The 14,655-nt window shown below is 67.0% G+C and carries 12 protein-coding genes; 7 read left to right on the top strand and 5 right to left on the bottom strand.

What is annotated here, in order from left to right:
- Positions 1 to 2: 2 nt before the first annotated feature.
- Positions 3 to 983 carry an MBL fold metallo-hydrolase gene (locus BO221_RS44895; protein WP_073567088.1) on the bottom strand — a complete coding sequence of 327 codons (981 nt, stop codon included), beginning with the start codon at positions 981 to 983 and terminating at the stop codon, positions 3 to 5.
- Positions 984 to 1,198: 215 nt separating this feature from the next.
- On the opposite strand from BO221_RS44895, the gene BO221_RS56785 reads away from it, so the two are divergent.
- Entirely contained in the window at positions 1,199 to 2,503 is a 1,305-nt protein-coding gene (locus BO221_RS56785) for a hypothetical protein (protein WP_233166548.1), read from the top strand.
- A 15-nt stretch (positions 2,504 to 2,518) separates the two neighbouring features.
- Here the strand turns inward: BO221_RS56785 and BO221_RS44885 are convergent, their stop codons facing one another.
- Positions 2,519 to 3,802 (bottom strand): hypothetical protein, encoded by a 1,284-nt coding sequence (locus BO221_RS44885; RefSeq protein WP_073567087.1) that lies wholly within the window; start codon positions 3,800 to 3,802, stop codon positions 2,519 to 2,521.
- A 141-nt stretch (positions 3,803 to 3,943) separates the two neighbouring features.
- On the opposite strand from BO221_RS44885, the gene BO221_RS44880 reads away from it, so the two are divergent.
- The 3 genes from BO221_RS44880 (at position 3,944) to BO221_RS44870 (ending at position 6,417) form a co-directional block, all read left to right on the top strand.
- On the top strand, positions 3,944 to 4,192 hold the full coding sequence (locus BO221_RS44880) for a mersacidin/lichenicidin family type 2 lantibiotic (protein WP_073567086.1): 249 nt from the start codon (positions 3,944 to 3,946) through the stop codon (positions 4,190 to 4,192).
- Positions 4,193 to 4,258: 66 nt separating this feature from the next.
- Positions 4,259 to 5,431 (top strand): macrolide family glycosyltransferase, encoded by a 1,173-nt coding sequence (locus tag BO221_RS44875; protein WP_073567085.1) that lies wholly within the window; start codon positions 4,259 to 4,261, stop codon positions 5,429 to 5,431.
- Positions 5,428 to 6,417, top strand: coding sequence for a HEAT repeat domain-containing protein (locus BO221_RS44870; protein WP_073567084.1), 990 nt, complete (start codon positions 5,428 to 5,430; stop codon positions 6,415 to 6,417). Before BO221_RS44875 ends, BO221_RS44870 begins: the two co-directional genes overlap by 4 nt.
- Before the next feature lie 5 nt (positions 6,418 to 6,422).
- On the opposite strand, the gene BO221_RS44865 is transcribed toward BO221_RS44870, so the two are convergent.
- Positions 6,423 to 8,405, bottom strand: a complete 1,983-nt coding sequence (locus tag BO221_RS44865; protein ID WP_073567083.1) for a hypothetical protein — start codon at positions 8,403 to 8,405, stop codon at positions 6,423 to 6,425.
- 205 nt (positions 8,406 to 8,610) lie between these two features.
- Between BO221_RS44865 and BO221_RS44860 the strand changes: the two genes are divergently transcribed.
- The 3 genes from BO221_RS44860 (at position 8,611) to BO221_RS44850 (ending at position 11,059) form a co-directional block, all read left to right on the top strand.
- Positions 8,611 to 8,982, top strand: a complete 372-nt coding sequence (locus BO221_RS44860; protein ID WP_073567082.1) for a VOC family protein — start codon at positions 8,611 to 8,613, stop codon at positions 8,980 to 8,982.
- Between the two features lie 130 nt (positions 8,983 to 9,112).
- A complete protein-coding gene (locus BO221_RS44855; RefSeq protein ID WP_233166547.1) occupies positions 9,113 to 10,474 on the top strand; it encodes a cytochrome P450 in 1,362 nt (453 codons plus the stop codon).
- Positions 10,475 to 10,486: 12 nt separating this feature from the next.
- Positions 10,487 to 11,059 carry a GNAT family N-acetyltransferase gene (locus BO221_RS44850; RefSeq protein ID WP_073567081.1) on the top strand — a complete coding sequence of 191 codons (573 nt, stop codon included), beginning with the start codon at positions 10,487 to 10,489 and terminating at the stop codon, positions 11,057 to 11,059.
- Positions 11,060 to 11,097: 38 nt separating this feature from the next.
- On the opposite strand, the gene BO221_RS44845 is transcribed toward BO221_RS44850, so the two are convergent.
- Together BO221_RS44845 and BO221_RS44840 are read right to left on the bottom strand one after the other, a co-directional pair.
- Complete coding sequence (locus BO221_RS44845; RefSeq protein WP_073567080.1) at positions 11,098 to 12,204, bottom strand: MBL fold metallo-hydrolase; 1,107 nt, start codon at positions 12,202 to 12,204, stop codon at positions 11,098 to 11,100.
- A gap of 14 nt (positions 12,205 to 12,218) precedes the next feature.
- Positions 12,219 to 14,636 (bottom strand): ABC transporter permease, encoded by a 2,418-nt coding sequence (locus tag BO221_RS44840; protein ID WP_073567079.1) that lies wholly within the window; start codon positions 14,634 to 14,636, stop codon positions 12,219 to 12,221.
- Positions 14,637 to 14,655: the final 19 nt, after the last annotated feature.

Here is a 14,655-nt window from a genome sequence, read left to right as displayed (position 1 = left end):
AATCACCGGCCCAGGCTGTAGTTGACGGGGACCCAGTCGTAGCCCTTGCCGTCGGCGCGCACATGGCCGATGCCCGGGAACGGGACGTGGGCGACGCCCACCCAGTAGCCCTGCTTCGCGGCCTCGGCGTAGGCCTTCTTTCGTTGAGCCGCCGCCGCCTTGGAGTCGGTGTCGAACTGGATGGTCACCGACGGCTCGGGGAACTGCACCGCGGCGACGTGCATCATGTCACCCCACAGCACGAGCTTCTGCCCCTTGCTCTCCACGGCGTAGAAGCTGTGGCCGGGAGTATGGCCCCGGGCCGCGATGGCTCGGATTCCGGGCTCCAGCTCGGTATCCCCATCGAAAGTCTGCAGCTTGCCCGCTTCAACATACGGGTTGAGTGAAGCCATCGCTCCCTGGAAAGGCGCCTTCTTGTCGTCCGGAGCCTTCTCCAGGTTGGTGGGGCTGAGCCAGTAGTCGGCATCGTGTTTGTCCACACGCACCACGGCATTGGGGAAGGCCCGCTTGTCACCCGCCATCAGCCCGCCCGCGTGGTCGCCGTGGATGTGGGTGATGAGTACCATGTCGACCTGCTCCGGCTGGTAGCCCGCCGCCCGCAGGTTGGTGAGCAATTGATTGCCAACAGTCGGGCCGAACAGGGAACCGGCGCCTGTATCCACCAGCACCAGCCGGGAGCCGGTGTTGATCAGAAAGGCATTGATCGAGGTCTCGACGGGCTGGCTGACGTACGCGGCGGCCAGCAGCTTCTCGACCTGACCGGGCCGGGTGTTGGTCATGAGCTTGTCCACTGGAAGGGGGACGGTCCCATCGAACAGTGCCGTGATTTCGAAGTCGCCCAACATCATGCGGTAGAAACCCGGGGCCTGGGTTTTGACCTGCGGCGCGGCGGCCTGTGCGGCGGGAAGCATGAGCCCTCCGCCGGTGGTGGCCGTGAGGGCCGCGACGGCAAGGGTGTTCAAGAAGCGGGTACGAATCGTCATGGGGGTCTCCAAGTGCCGGATGAAAAACGCGGCGCACTAGATAAGAAGCCACCGGGCCGAGCGCGATTCTTTTTGTGCTCCCTCCCTCGATGGCGGGCTGTTTGCGCCACCCTCCCCCCATATGCCGCATGGACCCGGCTCGGCCTCAACGGGCATCACCTCCGCCCCTTCGTCCTCGCCGACAACCCGCGTCAAGTGGTGTACGAGTCGTCTTCATGCCCGACTGGAAGCGACTCGAGAAGCTCAATGGCGGTGACCGCATCTCCTACTCCGACCCGTGGCTCGACACGAAGAACGAGGTCTGGTTCTTCGCCGAGTCCTTCCAGCTCCGGGTGTGGAGTGACGGCGTCCTCCACAAGCACGAGAAGAAGGCGGACTCCATCACGGCTCCCGTCACGGAGCGCTTCACGCTCTACAAGCAGCGCGACACCCTCTTCGTGGACGTGGAGCTCCGGGGGGACCAGGCCGTGGTCCGCCGGGGCGTGTTGAACGGCCACTTCATCTCGACGTGCATCGCGCCCTCGGAGGTCGAGCCGCTGCTCGCGCGCTACCGGACGCTTGGCTTCCGGGATGGCTTCCCCTGGAACGCGACGAAGACGCTCGCGACACGGCGCGAGTATGTCAAGGGCGACACCGCCGGCTGGTCGGTGGAGGTGCATGGCAACGTCCTCACGGAGGAGGTGCACGAGAAGTCTCCCGCCCCGAGCCGCGAGGCCGCCATCGCGCTCGCGGAGAAGCGCATCCGCGCCCGGGAGAAGGCCGGGTTCAGGCTGTACCGCCTCGAGCTCGTCACCTCCGAGCACCCCAACCCCGAGCCCAGGCCCGCGAAGGGGGCTCCCACGCGGAAGCTTCCACCGAAGAAGGCCCCTGTCGCGAAGCCGAGGGATGCCTACGAGGCCGTGGATGCGGCCATCGCGATGCTCAAGGATCTGCACGAGCGAATCCCGACAGCGCACTTCGTCACCGAGTGCCTCGACCCGAAGACCGGCCGCGCGCGCGTCGCCTCGGTCGAGTCGCATACCGCCTTCTTCCTGCGCATGCACAAGGCGCGCGTCGGACGCTGGGCGAAGGCGAAGCCCCGCAAGCCGAAGAAGAACGAGTCCAGCTGGGACTACTTCGCGAACGAGTATGGCTCCATCACATGGATCCTCGACGGCGCGGCCGACGAGGGGCTCGAGATGTTCTACTGCGGAAATGTGACGGGAGGCGGCTGGAGCTGCCTGGAAATCGATAGCAACAGCGACTACTCCCTGGACGAGCAGGTAGAAGCCACGGGCAACGAGGAGCTCGAGAACCTCTTCGTGTTCCACGGGGGCTGGCACCAGGACAGGTCCTGGGCCTTCGATCAGCGCGTGAGCTCCCCCACCGGCGAGTACGCCGTCATCCCCTTCAGCGACAACCTCCAGGAACTGCCGAAGCGGGTGAAGCCCGAGCGCATCGTTCCGTTCGGGCTCTGGCTCTACAAGCGCGTGGCCGCACTGACGAAGATCGCGGAGAAGAACCTGCGCGAGCTGAGCTGAGCGGCCATGAGGGCCTCAGGCGTCATGAGGGGGCAATGGCTGGTCAATCAGCTTTCGCCATTCCGCGGTGACACCGAGCACGGGTTTCATCGTTTCGATCATCGCGGCATCGACATTCGCACGGTGGCTGGCGTGCGCCCGATCAGCGTTCGGTTTGCCGCTCTTTCCCGCCCCGGGAATATCGGGGTACCACCACTTCTGGCCGGTCGCGCGATCCTCGAAACCCCAACCCTGGGTGGTCCCCACCTTCTCCGCAGCAACGGCCGTGATTTTCGACAGCCGATCGGCGATCACCGTCTCTCGACTCTTCAGCGCCCATTCCGAGAATCTTTTCGCGCGATCCTTGATCGCTTTCTCGTACCCGCCCGGCTCGGGGGCAATGAGTGCTTGCTGCTGAAATACGAGCAACTGGAGCCCGGCGCCCGTCAGATAGTTGGCCACGAGCGAGGCGCCGTAGACCTCCATGTTGTTCACCAGCCGCACGGAGAGCGTCTCCGCCTCCTGGAGTTGCACCTTGTTCCCCGTGGTGTTGTAGAGATTCACCAGGTCGGCGACGGTCCGTATCTCGACCTCAATGGCCTTCTTCCACTGCTCATTGAGCGCCTCATGAACGGCCTCCACGAACTTCTCGTAGACCTCCCCGAACCACGCCGGGACGCTCGCCATCTTCCCGAAGATGAGATTGAATACCTTCGTCCCGATTGACTTGCCGATGCCTCCAACCAGGGCTTTCGCCAGCTCGAGGGCGATGTCACCCAATATGTCGGAGGACTGCTTCACGTCGAGTTCCCTTGGCACGATGGCAGCCGGTGCCTTGGACCCAGACGAGGGAAGCGCGACAGACGCTTCGTCGTCCGCCACCACGGTATCCACGTCGGGCCCGCCTCGCATGCGGCGACGGTTTATCTGGCCGTCCTTCACATGGACGCACAACAAGAAATAGTAGAACTCGGCGTGGGTCGTCCGTCGCCGCAACACGACGGTCCCGGCTGGAATGTCGAGGAAGTCTTCCCGCAGGAAGCTCGCGAAATCCTCTTCCACGAGACGCTCGTCACCCAGCAGCGGACCATCGATATCGGCCCTCCGGACGAGGTAGTTCCGCTGCCGCGCGGAATGACGAGGGTGTTGCTCACTCGTGGCCAGGGACGGAGGGGGACTTTCCGTCGTGGACCGTGCAACGATATCCGCCGCGATGTCTCGACGCTCGTCCACTCCCAGTGCCTCCGAGACGGATTCGAGCTTCTTTTCGATGTACTCGAGGGCACGCGTCGGATCGTGGATCTTCTTGTAATATATCATACTCCGAGTTTCACCCGCACCTCACTCCGAGTCAAAGGAAACCAGCAGCCCCGCGCAGGGGGCGGGTGAGTGTCACATCTCCCTCCGGGTGACTCTCTCCGGGCGTGCCCTTGTTTCCCTCGAGGCCCTCAGGAGAACACCATGAACAACGCCATGATCGTCCGCGCATGGAAGAACCCGGAGTACCGCGCGAGCCTGCCACGCGAACAACGAGCCACCCTTCCGGAGAATCCTTCGGGCAGACCGCTCACGGAACTCGAGGACGCTGACCTGGATGCCGTTATTGGCGGGGAGAGTGTGAGGCTGCCAGTCACCGCCCCGGAAGCGTGCTGCATCCTCACCCAGCAGTGCCCCACGTTCGCGATGGCCTGCCGCGACCTGGAGAGCTGATGGACAGGCGCTCGTGTCCGGGAGGGTGTATAGGAAGCAGGCCGCTCTCAGGCACGGAGGTCGCGCATGGCCAGAGGTGTCTTCTTCAACGTCCCGATGCACGGGCACGTCAACGCAACGCTGCCCGTGGTGCGGGAGCTGGTGAATCGAGGCGAGGAGATCTCGTACTACCTCACCGAGGCGTTCCAGCCCCAGGTCGAGCGGGCGGGAGCGCGGTTCCACGGCTACGACAGCACGCTGGAGAGACCGGGAGGGGTGGGACTCCTCCCGGCCCGCATGGCGGGCGAGAGCCGCCACGTGCTCCCCCAGATCCTGGAAACCGTGCGCGCCGAGCGTCCCGACTACGCGGTCTATGATCCCATGTGCCTCTGGGGGCGGATGGCCGCCCAGCTCCTGGGGATTCCCGCCATCTCGTTCCGTCCCACCGTGGCCAACAACGGCAGCCCGTCGGGCCCCTTCGCGGCCTTCATGCGCAACCGGGCGGCACTGTTCCCGGGGGTGTTCGAGCAGGCGGGCAAGGAGCTGGCGGCGCTGATGCAGGAGTACGGCCTGCCGCCCCTCGACATTCCGCGCATGCTGAACCACGCGGAGCCGCTGAACCTGGTCTGCGTGCCGCGCGCCTTCCAGCCCCAGGGCGACACCTTCGACGAGCGCTTCGTTTTCGTGGGCCCCTCCATCCAGCCACGCGGAGACACCGGGGACTTCCCCTTCTCGCATCTCGAAGGAGGCCCGGCGCTCTACATCTCGCTGGGAACGGTCTTCAACAACTGGCCGGACTTCTACCGGATGTGTTTCGCGGCCTTCGGCGGGACGCACTGGCGCGTGGTGCTCGCCACGGGGCACGCGGTGAACGCCGCGCAGTTGGGGCCCATCCCGGACAACTTCCTCGTGCGCCCCTCGGTCCCACAGTTGGAAGTCTTGGAGCGCACGTCGGTCTTCGTCACCCACGGTGGCGCCAACAGCCTGATGGAGGCGTTCCATTACGGCGTGCCGGTGGTGGTGATTCCGCAGATGGCGGAGCAGCCCCTGAATGCCCAACGGGTCGCCGAGCTGGAACTGGGGCTGGCGCTGGAGAAGGAGACCGTCACGGCAGAGCAGCTCCGTCAGTCGGTAGAACGGGTCTCCAGCGAGCCGGCTCTCCGGGAGAAGGTGCGGACGATGCAGCAGGAGGTCCGCGCCTCCGGTGGCTACCGCCGCGCCGTCGAGGCCATCCTCGAGTTCCGCGCCCGCCGCTCATGAAGCTCGTTCCAGACGTGAAGCAGGTGCTCCGCCAGCGCGTGGAGAGCGTGCGCGAGGATGGTGTGGCCGTGCGGGTCCTCGTGGAGCGGATGATGCAAGGTCCCTCGGACGACGAGCGGACGTCCGTCATCCGGAAGCTGCTTCAGGTGGTCGCCAAGGACCTCTCTCCCGGCATCCGCGCGGCGATGCCGGAGGAGGGCTGGGCATTGCTCGACAGCAGCCCCGAGGCCGAGGTGCGCTACCGCGCCGCCGAGCTGTTGCGGGGAGAGGGTGAGGTGCCGGGCCTGTGGGCCGTGCTGCTCGAAGCGATGCGCGGACAGGATGGCTTCCATCAGCGGTATCTGGCGATCTCACACCTGCGCGAGCTGGGCATGCGCCCGGATGCACTCCCGGTGCTGTACGAGGTGCTGCGCGCGGACCCGTCACCGTATCCTCGCGAGGAGGCGATCCAGGCACTCGGCGACCTCCTCCCCACCGTCCCCGAGGTGGCGGAACAACTGCTGGAGGCACTGACGGACGCCAACGAAACCGTCAGGAACACCGCGGCCTCGGTGCTCCCCAAGCGTGGGGCTCTGACGGGCCCCCTGGGCACGAAGCTGCTGCGGGCCGCGGAGGATCCGCGAATCCCCAGGTCCACGCGCGTCTGTCTGGCGCTGGGCCTGGCGGAGCGAAAGCTGCGTCCCGTCCTCCCCACGCTGCTGCACATGCTGCAAACCGCGGAGACGTACGAGAGGCTCACCGTCCTGGAAGCACTCGAGCTGCTCGGCTCGCTCCCGGCCGAGGCGGAGCCGGTGCTTCGCTCGCTCGCGGCGGCGGGAGACGAGATGCAACGGCTGCTCGCGGCCAAGGCGCTGATGTCCATGGGCGCCGAGCCCGCCCTGCTCCAAACCCTGCTGCGCGACCTGCTGCCAGAGGCGAGCGGAGACTGGGAGCGCTTGAAGGAAACCCTCCTACGGGCGAAGCGTCCCGAGTTTGTTTTGGACTGATGCGCTCAGGGGGAGCGCCACAACTTCTGACACAGCGGAGACTTCACGATGGCCTTGAACAGCTCCTCCAGGGTGAGGATTTCCTCCCAGAGCAGCCCTCCGCGCAGCACGCGGGTTTCGCTCTGCGGCCGGTATTTGGGCCGTCCCGCCTTGAGGGCGCTGTAATACCCCTTCGTGATCTCCCGTCCGCGCTGTCGAACGACCACGGCGTTCTTGGGGCCCGGGCCCGGCGTGATCACAGGCTGTGATTCCACCAATTCCCGCTGCTCGAGATCCGACAGGAAGGTCTTCACGTTCTGCCGTGTGCGGGCCTGGTTCAGACCCACCGGAAAGGCCGTCTGGAGGCGGAAGAACGGCATGCTCTTCGTAGGAAGCGGCTTGAGGGGGAGGCTCACCGTCTGGCTGACGGAGGCCATGCGCTCTCCACCACTCTTGCAGTCCTTCTCCTCGAGGTAGATGGTGGGAATGCCCATGTACATGCCGGCTTCCAGACCACCACTGCGAATGCCAATCTGGATGACATCGAATTCGGACAGCAGCGCCAGGAGGAAGGCCATCTGGCTGTGCCGGTCTCCCGCGAAGCAGGACAGCCGCTTGAAGAAGTGGATCAGGTTGTCGTCCTGCTCTCCCTGCCACAGATTGTCCTGGGCCCTCCCAGGATCCTGCTCGTACCAATCCACGCGGAGCTCATCTCCAATGACCACGGGGATGAGCGGCCTTCCCGCCTGATCCTGCCCCGCCCGGCGCACGGCGAGGCAGATGCTCTCGTAGAGCTGCGCCGTCATGACGTGGTGGGGATTGCGCTTGGCGGCGTCGATCTTCTTCCAGTTGGCCTCGGTGACCTGGGCCGGTTGGATCCCCGCCTGCTTGAGCCGCTTCATCTCATCACCGTTGAGCCCGCGGCTCCAGATGAGCACCACGGTGCCTCGCTTCCCTCCCCTGCTCTTCGAGGCCAGAGCCAGCTTGTCGGCGAAGCGATTGACGAAGCCGGCGATCTCTCCATGCCGCTGCATGCCCAGACGAGCCACGTCGCGCACCTTCCTGGCGACGACATCGGGCCCGCTCCGCTCGATCTCCGCCTGGATATGCCGGGTGGTCTGACCAATGGTCGTGAGGTTCAATCCCCCGAGCACTTCCCGGAAGGCGCGCTCGGTCGTGGATTGCCGCGTCAGACGCATTCCGGGGTTGTTGACGGCGATGTACATCTGGTTGCCGCTCATCTCCATCAGGCCATCCCAGAGCACGACCGTCGAGACCCGCTGCCCATAGCGCGTCCGGGCATCCTCGTACGCGGCGAGCTTGTCGCGCAGGCGGGTGTCCTTGGCGGCGTTGAGCGCGAAGCGCTGCTCCAGTTGATTGCGGACCTCCTCGAACTTCTTGGTCCGGGCGCCAACTCCCTTCTTGCGGAGACTCTTCTCGACCTCCTCGGCCTCCGTGTCCCCGTGCTCATTCCTCGCTTCCTCGACCGCCTCCCGCATCTCCTGCTCGATCTCGGCGCGCCTCTTCTCGACGTTGTAGGCGCGTTTGTCGATATTCACCTGCTGGGAATCGAGTGTCTGCTCCAGCTTCTGCATCGCCTCCCGCGACTCCGCCGACGCATCCCCCACCACCAGGATCAACCGCTGGGGGGAGACGCCAATGGAGGCGTAGAACTTCAAGAAGCCCTCGGCCTTGGAGACCTCGTCCGAGCTCACGAAGAAGGCCAGCGCGCTGTTTGGAAAGAGCAGCAGCGACACCGCGACGCCCGTGGTGTCTCCGGACTGATTGGGATTCTGGCTATAGCACGTCGTGAAGCCAGGCTGGTCCGACCAGTCCACCCGGCTCGCCACGGCCGAGGTGAGGTGCTGACGGCGCTCCTGCGGACCCGCGCTCAGGCTGTGCGAGGCGAGGACGAGACCGTCTGTCCCACAGTCCGGGCACCGCCGGATCTGCACCAGCGCATTGGTCTGGGTCTGCTTGTGGCCACACGTCCGACAGATCAAGAGCATGACAGCCACTATACCAGAAAAACCGTACTAACGGGGACTCTCTGGATGTGGGAGATTTCGTACAACACAGCTTGCTGTCGCTGAACTCCAGACAGATCAACCGCGCCGCCCCGGGGAGGGTTGCGACTCAGAAGCGCTCACAAAATGAGAATGAGATGGAGAAGCGCCAGCTCAGGAGCATACACCGGTGTGCTAAAGCGGCGGCATGCTCGACCACATCATGCTGCGAGTGAGGGACTACGCCGCGTCCAAGCGTTTCTATGACGCGGTGCTCGGCACACTCGGCTATCGGATGCTCCTGGAGTTCCCAGAGGCCGGCGGCTACGGAGACGACCAGAAGCCCTATTTCTGGATCGGTCCCTCGCAGGATCCCCACCCCCGCACCCATATCGCCTTCATGGCCAAGGACCGCGCCGCGGTGGATGCCTTCCACGCCAAGGCGCTGGAGATGGGCGCCAGGGATGATGGCGCGCCGGGCCTGCGCCCGCACTACCACCCGGACTACTACGGCGCCTTCGTCATCGACCCCGACGGTCACAACATCGAGGCCGTCTACCACGGCCCCGCCTCCCCATAGGCCACGCTTCCCCCCGGGCCCCTGTGCGCGTGGACCTGGAGCCATGCTTTGATGACGGCACGCCACGCTGGTGCGTGCACTCATGAAGTATCGGGGGGACATTCCATTGGGCCATGACGAATCCGCGGTCTTGAAGCAGCCGGCACTTCCCTTTCCACCCAAGGTGCCGGGCATTCCCCTCCTCGGCGCACTGCCCGCGCTGATGAAGGAGCGCCTCGACTTCCTGGAGGCGGCCCGCCAGCGGCATGGCGACATCTTCACCCTGGAGCTCGGCTTCACCGACGCCATCATCCTGAGCCACCCACGGCATACACAGCACGTCCTGGTGGATCACGCGCGCAAGTACTTCAAGGGCGGGGCCATCTGGGAGTCGATGCGGACCTTCCTGGGCAACGGGCTGCCCGTGAGCGAGGGGGACTTCTGGAAGCGGCAGCGGCGCATGATCCAGCCCGCGTTCCACCCGCAGCGGCTGATCGCCCTGACGGAGAAGATGGTGGCGGCCATCGACGAGAGCCTGGCGGGCTGGGAGCAGGCGGCCCGGACGGGCGAGCCCTTCGACATCGCCGAGGCCTTCTCGCGGATGACCATGAACGTGATGGTCCGGGCGATGTTCGGCAGCGGCCTGGAGGCGGACGAGGCGAAGCGGGTGGGCCAGGCGATGGCCTACATCATCGACTACATGATGCAGGGGATGGTGACGAAGTCCCTGCCCGAATGGCTGCCAGTCCCGGGCCGCGCCCGCTATCGGGAGGCGATCCGGTACATCGACGAGGTCGTCATGCGGGTCATCGAGCGGGGACGGCGGAGCGCCGAGGAGGACAACCTGCTCTCGCTGCTGCTACACGCGGTGGATGGGGAGTCGGGCGAGCGGATGACCAACACGCAGCTGCGCGACGAGGCGGTGTCGCTCTTCGTCGCCGGGTACGAGACCACCGCGGTGGGCCTGGCCTGGGCCTTCCATCTCATGACCCGCCACCCCGAGTCCTTCCAGCGGTTGCGGACGGAGGTGCGGGAGGTGCTGGGCGAGCGGGTGCCCGGCTTCGCCGATCTGCGTCAGCTCGGCTACGCCCGCAACGTTTTGCAGGAGGCGCTCCGGCTGTACTCGCCCTCGTATTGGATTCCCCGCACGTCGTCGGAGGAGGACGAGATCGACGGCTACCAGATTCCGGTGGGGAAGATGGTGGTGGTCTTCACGCACCTCATCCACCGCCACCCGGGCGTCTGGGAGGAGCCGCGGCGCTTCGATCCGGACCGTTTCACACCGGAGCGTTCCGAGGGGCGGCACAAGCAGGCGTGGATGCCGTTCGGCGCCGGCCAACGCATGTGCATTGGCAAGGAGTTCTCGCTGATGGAGGGGCAGCACATCCTCGCCCGCATCGCCCAGCGCTACGACGTGTCCGCCGTTCCAGGACGGGAAGCCCAGGTGCACATCGGCACCAGCATCCGCGCGAAGAACGGGGTGTGGGTGCACCTGAAGGCGCACGCACTCTAAGCTGGAGGAACCATGCTCACCGGTGCCTTGACGCTCCCCACCCTGGAAACGCCCCGCCTGCGCCTGCGCTGGATGACGGAGGCGGACATCCCCGCGCTCTTCGAGCTCTTCTCCCACCCCGAGGTGACCCGCTACTGGAGCTGGTCCGCGTACACCGAGCGGGCCCAGGCGGAGACGCTGTTGGAGAACATCCACAAGCACTTCGCCGAGCGCTCGCTCTTCCAGTGGGGCTATGCCCGGCACGAGGACGATCGGATCATCGGCACCTGCACCCTGGCGGAGCTGAGCGGGCAGCACCGGCGCGCGAGTCTCGGGTACGCGCTGAACCACGCGCACTGGGGCCACGGCTACGGGCGCGAGGCGGTGGCCCGGGTGGTGGAGTTCGGCTTCACCTCTCTCGAGCTGCACCGGTTGGAGGCGGACGTGGATCCGCGCAACACGGGCTCCATAGGGGTACTCGAGGGGCTGGGCTTCCAGCGCGAGGGCTACCAGCGCCAGCGCTACTTCCTCAACGGGGAGATCCAGGACGCGGTGCTGTACGGGCTGCTGCGGCCGGAGTGGCGGCCGGGTTTCGCCACCTCGTGAAGGAGCGCTCCTGGGCGTGAGGGCCCGGAGCGCCGCGCTCACGGCGTGGGCGCGGGCACCACCGGAACGGGGGCGGCCAGCACTGGAGGAACGTCCCGCCCCTCGCCGAAGCCCAGCACCCACCACTCGGGGGCCTGCCCTCCCCGCTCCACCAGCGCGCGCTTCAGATCCTCCACCGGCTCGTCCTCGCCGTCGTCCGCGAGCCGGAAGGTGCCGTAGTGCATGGGGACGCTGTAGCGCGCCCCCAGGTCCACGCTGGCCTGGACGGCCTCGCCCGGCGACACGTGGACCGGGGACATGAACCACTCGGGCTTGTAGGCACCGATGGGCAGCACCGCCAGACGCATGGGCCCGAAGCGCTCACGGGCCTCGGCGAACTGCCGGCCCCAGCCAGTGTCTCCCGCGAAGTAGGTGGCCCCATGCGGGCCCCGGAAGACGTAGCCCGTCCACAGCGTGCCGCCCCGATCGAACAGGCCCCGGTTGGCGAAGTGCTGGGTGCGCGCGCTCACCAACGTCACCTCCGGGCCCAGCGGGAACTCCTGCCACCAGTCCACCTCCGTCACCTGCCGCAGGCCCTTGTCCTCCAGGAAGGCGCGGTTGCCCAGGCCCGCGAAGATCCGCAGCCCGGGGAACTTCTCCTGGAGCCGCCGCAGCGTGGCCACGTCCATGTGGTCATAGTGGTTGTGGCTGAGCACCACCACGTCGATGGGGGGCAGGTCCTCGAAGCGGATGCCCGGCGGCCTCACGCGCTTGGGCCCCGCGAAGGACACCGGACTGCAGCGCTCGCTGTAGATGGGGTCCGTGAGGATGTTGAGCCCGTCCAGTTGCAGCAGCACCGTGGCGTGGTTGATGAACGTCACCCGCAGGCCACCGCGGGCCACGCGCTCGGGTGGAGGCGGGCCAGGAGGCACATCGTTCCACTCCTTCCACGGGCCCGGCTTCCGGTTCAGTTGCCAGTCCAGGAAGCTCCCCTTCTGCTCCCGGGGCTCCAGGTTGAGGAAGCGCTCCCCATCGAAATGGTCCGTCTTCGGCCCCTTCCACGTCGGAGCGGAGAAGATGCAGCCGCCGATGCCCACGCCACCCACGATGAAGGCCAACACCCCGGCCAGGGACAGCAGCAACCGGCGCGGCAGGGTTCTTTTCATGGGGCGTTTCTAACCTAATCGTGCCTGAGCGCGATGACCGGATCGATCCGGGTGGCGCGGTACGCGGGCAGGAAGCTGGCGACGAGGGCCACGCCCACCAAGAGCACCGTCACACCGGCGTAGGCCCACGGGTCGGCGGCCTGGACGGAGTAGAGCAGGCCCGCGAGCAGCCGGCTGGCCACGAAGGCCAGGACGAGCCCCAGCGCCACACCCATGGCGGTGAGCTGGAGGTACTGCCCGATGACGAGCCGCAGGACGGAGCGCGCATCGGCGCCCAGGGCCATGCGGATGCCGAGCTCGCGCGTGCGCTGCGAGACGGCGAAGGTCACGACGCCGTAGAGGCCCATCGCGGCGAGCACGAGCGCCAGGCCCGCGAAGGTGCCCACGAGCACCATCAGGAAGCGGGGCTGGGCCACCGCGTCGCCAAGGATGTTCTCGAGCGTGCGGACATGGGCCACGGGCAGGTTCTTGTCCAACGCCCGCATCTCGGCGCGCACGGAGGGGGCCAGCGCGAGCGGTTCTCCCCCGGTGCGCACCACGAGGCTCATGTCGTTGGGAGAACCCTGCGGATGGAGCACGTACACCTCGGGGAGGGGCTCCTTCGCGATTCCCTGGTGGCGGACGTTGCCCACCACGCCCACCACCTGCCCGCCCATGTCCCCGTTGCCGAAGTTCATGCCGAGCCGCACGGTACGGCCCAGGGGATCCTCGCCGGGCCAGTAGCGCCGTGCGGCCTCCTCGCTGATGACGACGCTCCACTGCCCCTGCTCGCCGTCCTGGGACGTGAGCAGGCGGCCCCGCTTCAGGGGGATGCGCAACACCTCGAAGAAGCCCGGGGTGATGATGCGAACCTGGGCGTATTGCCGCTGCTCGGGCGTGGGCTTTGGCCGGGACATGTCCCACATCGAGGTGCTCATGTTCCGGCCCGCCAGTGGCAGGTGGTAGGTGGCCGCCACGGCCTGGACGCCCGGCAGGGAGCGCACCCGCTCCAGGAGCGAGTCATAGAAGTTCACCCTGGATGCGCTCGAGGCGTACGCCTCCCGCTGGGGCAGGGACAGGTCCATCGTGAGCACGTGCTCGGAGCGGAAGCCTGGATCCACCTGCTGCAGGCGCATGAAGCTCTTGAGCAGCAGCCCCGCGGCCACCAGCAGCACGACGGCCAGCGCCGTCTCGGACACGACGAGCACGTTGCGCGCCCGGTGGCGCACGCCGGTGCTGCTGCGTCCCACCTCGCGCAGCGAGTGGCCCAGCTCGGCCCGGGCCGCCTGCAGCGCCGGGAAGAGGCCGAAGAGCAGCGCGGTGAAGAGCGACAGCCCGGCGCTGAAGACGAGCACCTTCCCGTTGATGGTCACCTGCTCCAGGCGCGGGATGTCCTTGGGCCCCAGCGCGACGAGCACATCCAGGCTCCAGCTCGCCACCAGCAGGCCCGCGGCCCCGCCGATCAGCGCCAGCACGAGGCTCTCCACCAGCAACTGCCGCACGATGCGGCCCGGAGTCGCGCCCAGGGCCAGCCGCACGGAGATCTCCCCCTCGCGGCTCACCGCGCGCGCCAGCAGCAGGTTGGACAGGTTCGCGCAGGCGATCAGCAGCACCAGCCCCACCGCGCCCAGCAGCAGCAACAGCGCCGGCTCCACCTCTCCCACCAGGTCCTTCTGCAACGCCACCACGGCGGCGCCGCAGCCGGTGTTGGTCTGCGGGTACTGCGCCTCCAGTTCCCGGGCCAGCGCCACGAGCTCCGCCTGGGCCTGCTCCACCGTGACGCCCGGAGCCAGCCGGCCGTAGACCTCCAGCCAGTGGGCCCCCCGGTTGAACGGGGCGATGAGATCTCCCTCCCAGGTCACCGGAATCCAGAGCTGGGACCTCGACGGGAAGTCGAAGCCCGGACGCATCACGCCGACCACCGTGTACGGGACCCCATCCACCTCCACGCTCCTGCCGAGCACCGCGGGGTCTCCCCCGAAACGCCGCTGCCAGAGCGCATGCCCCAGCACCACGACACGGCTGTGCCCCGGCGCGTCCTCGCCCGGCAGGAAGGTGCGGCCCACCAGCGGGGACGTGCCGAGCACCTGGAAGAACTCCGCCGAGACCGTGGTGCCCTGGAGCCGCTCGGGCTCGCCCCCCGCTCCCGTGAGGCTGAGATCCGTCGAGTCCGACGCCGCGAGCTCCTTGAACGAGCGGCTCTTCTCGCGCATGTCGCGGAAGTCGAGCACGGAGGTGTCTCCGTTCTTGCCGCGCGACACGGAGTACACGTGCACGAGCCGCTCCGCCTCGGGCATGGGCAGGGGCCGCAGCAGCACCGTGTCCACCACGCTGAAGATGGCGCTGTTGGCCCCCATGCCGAGCGCGAGCGTGAGCACCGCGATCAGGGTGAAACCGGGGCTCTTGCGCAGCCTGCGAAGCGCAAGCCAGAAGTCCTGGCTCAAGGTATCCATGCGAAGAGGGGCTCCAGGG

It is taken from the genome of Archangium sp. Cb G35, from assembly GCF_001896145.1.
GTDB lineage: Bacteria > Myxococcota > Myxococcia > Myxococcales > Myxococcaceae > Archangium > Archangium violaceum.
This window is presented reverse-complemented; position numbering and strand designations above follow the sequence as displayed.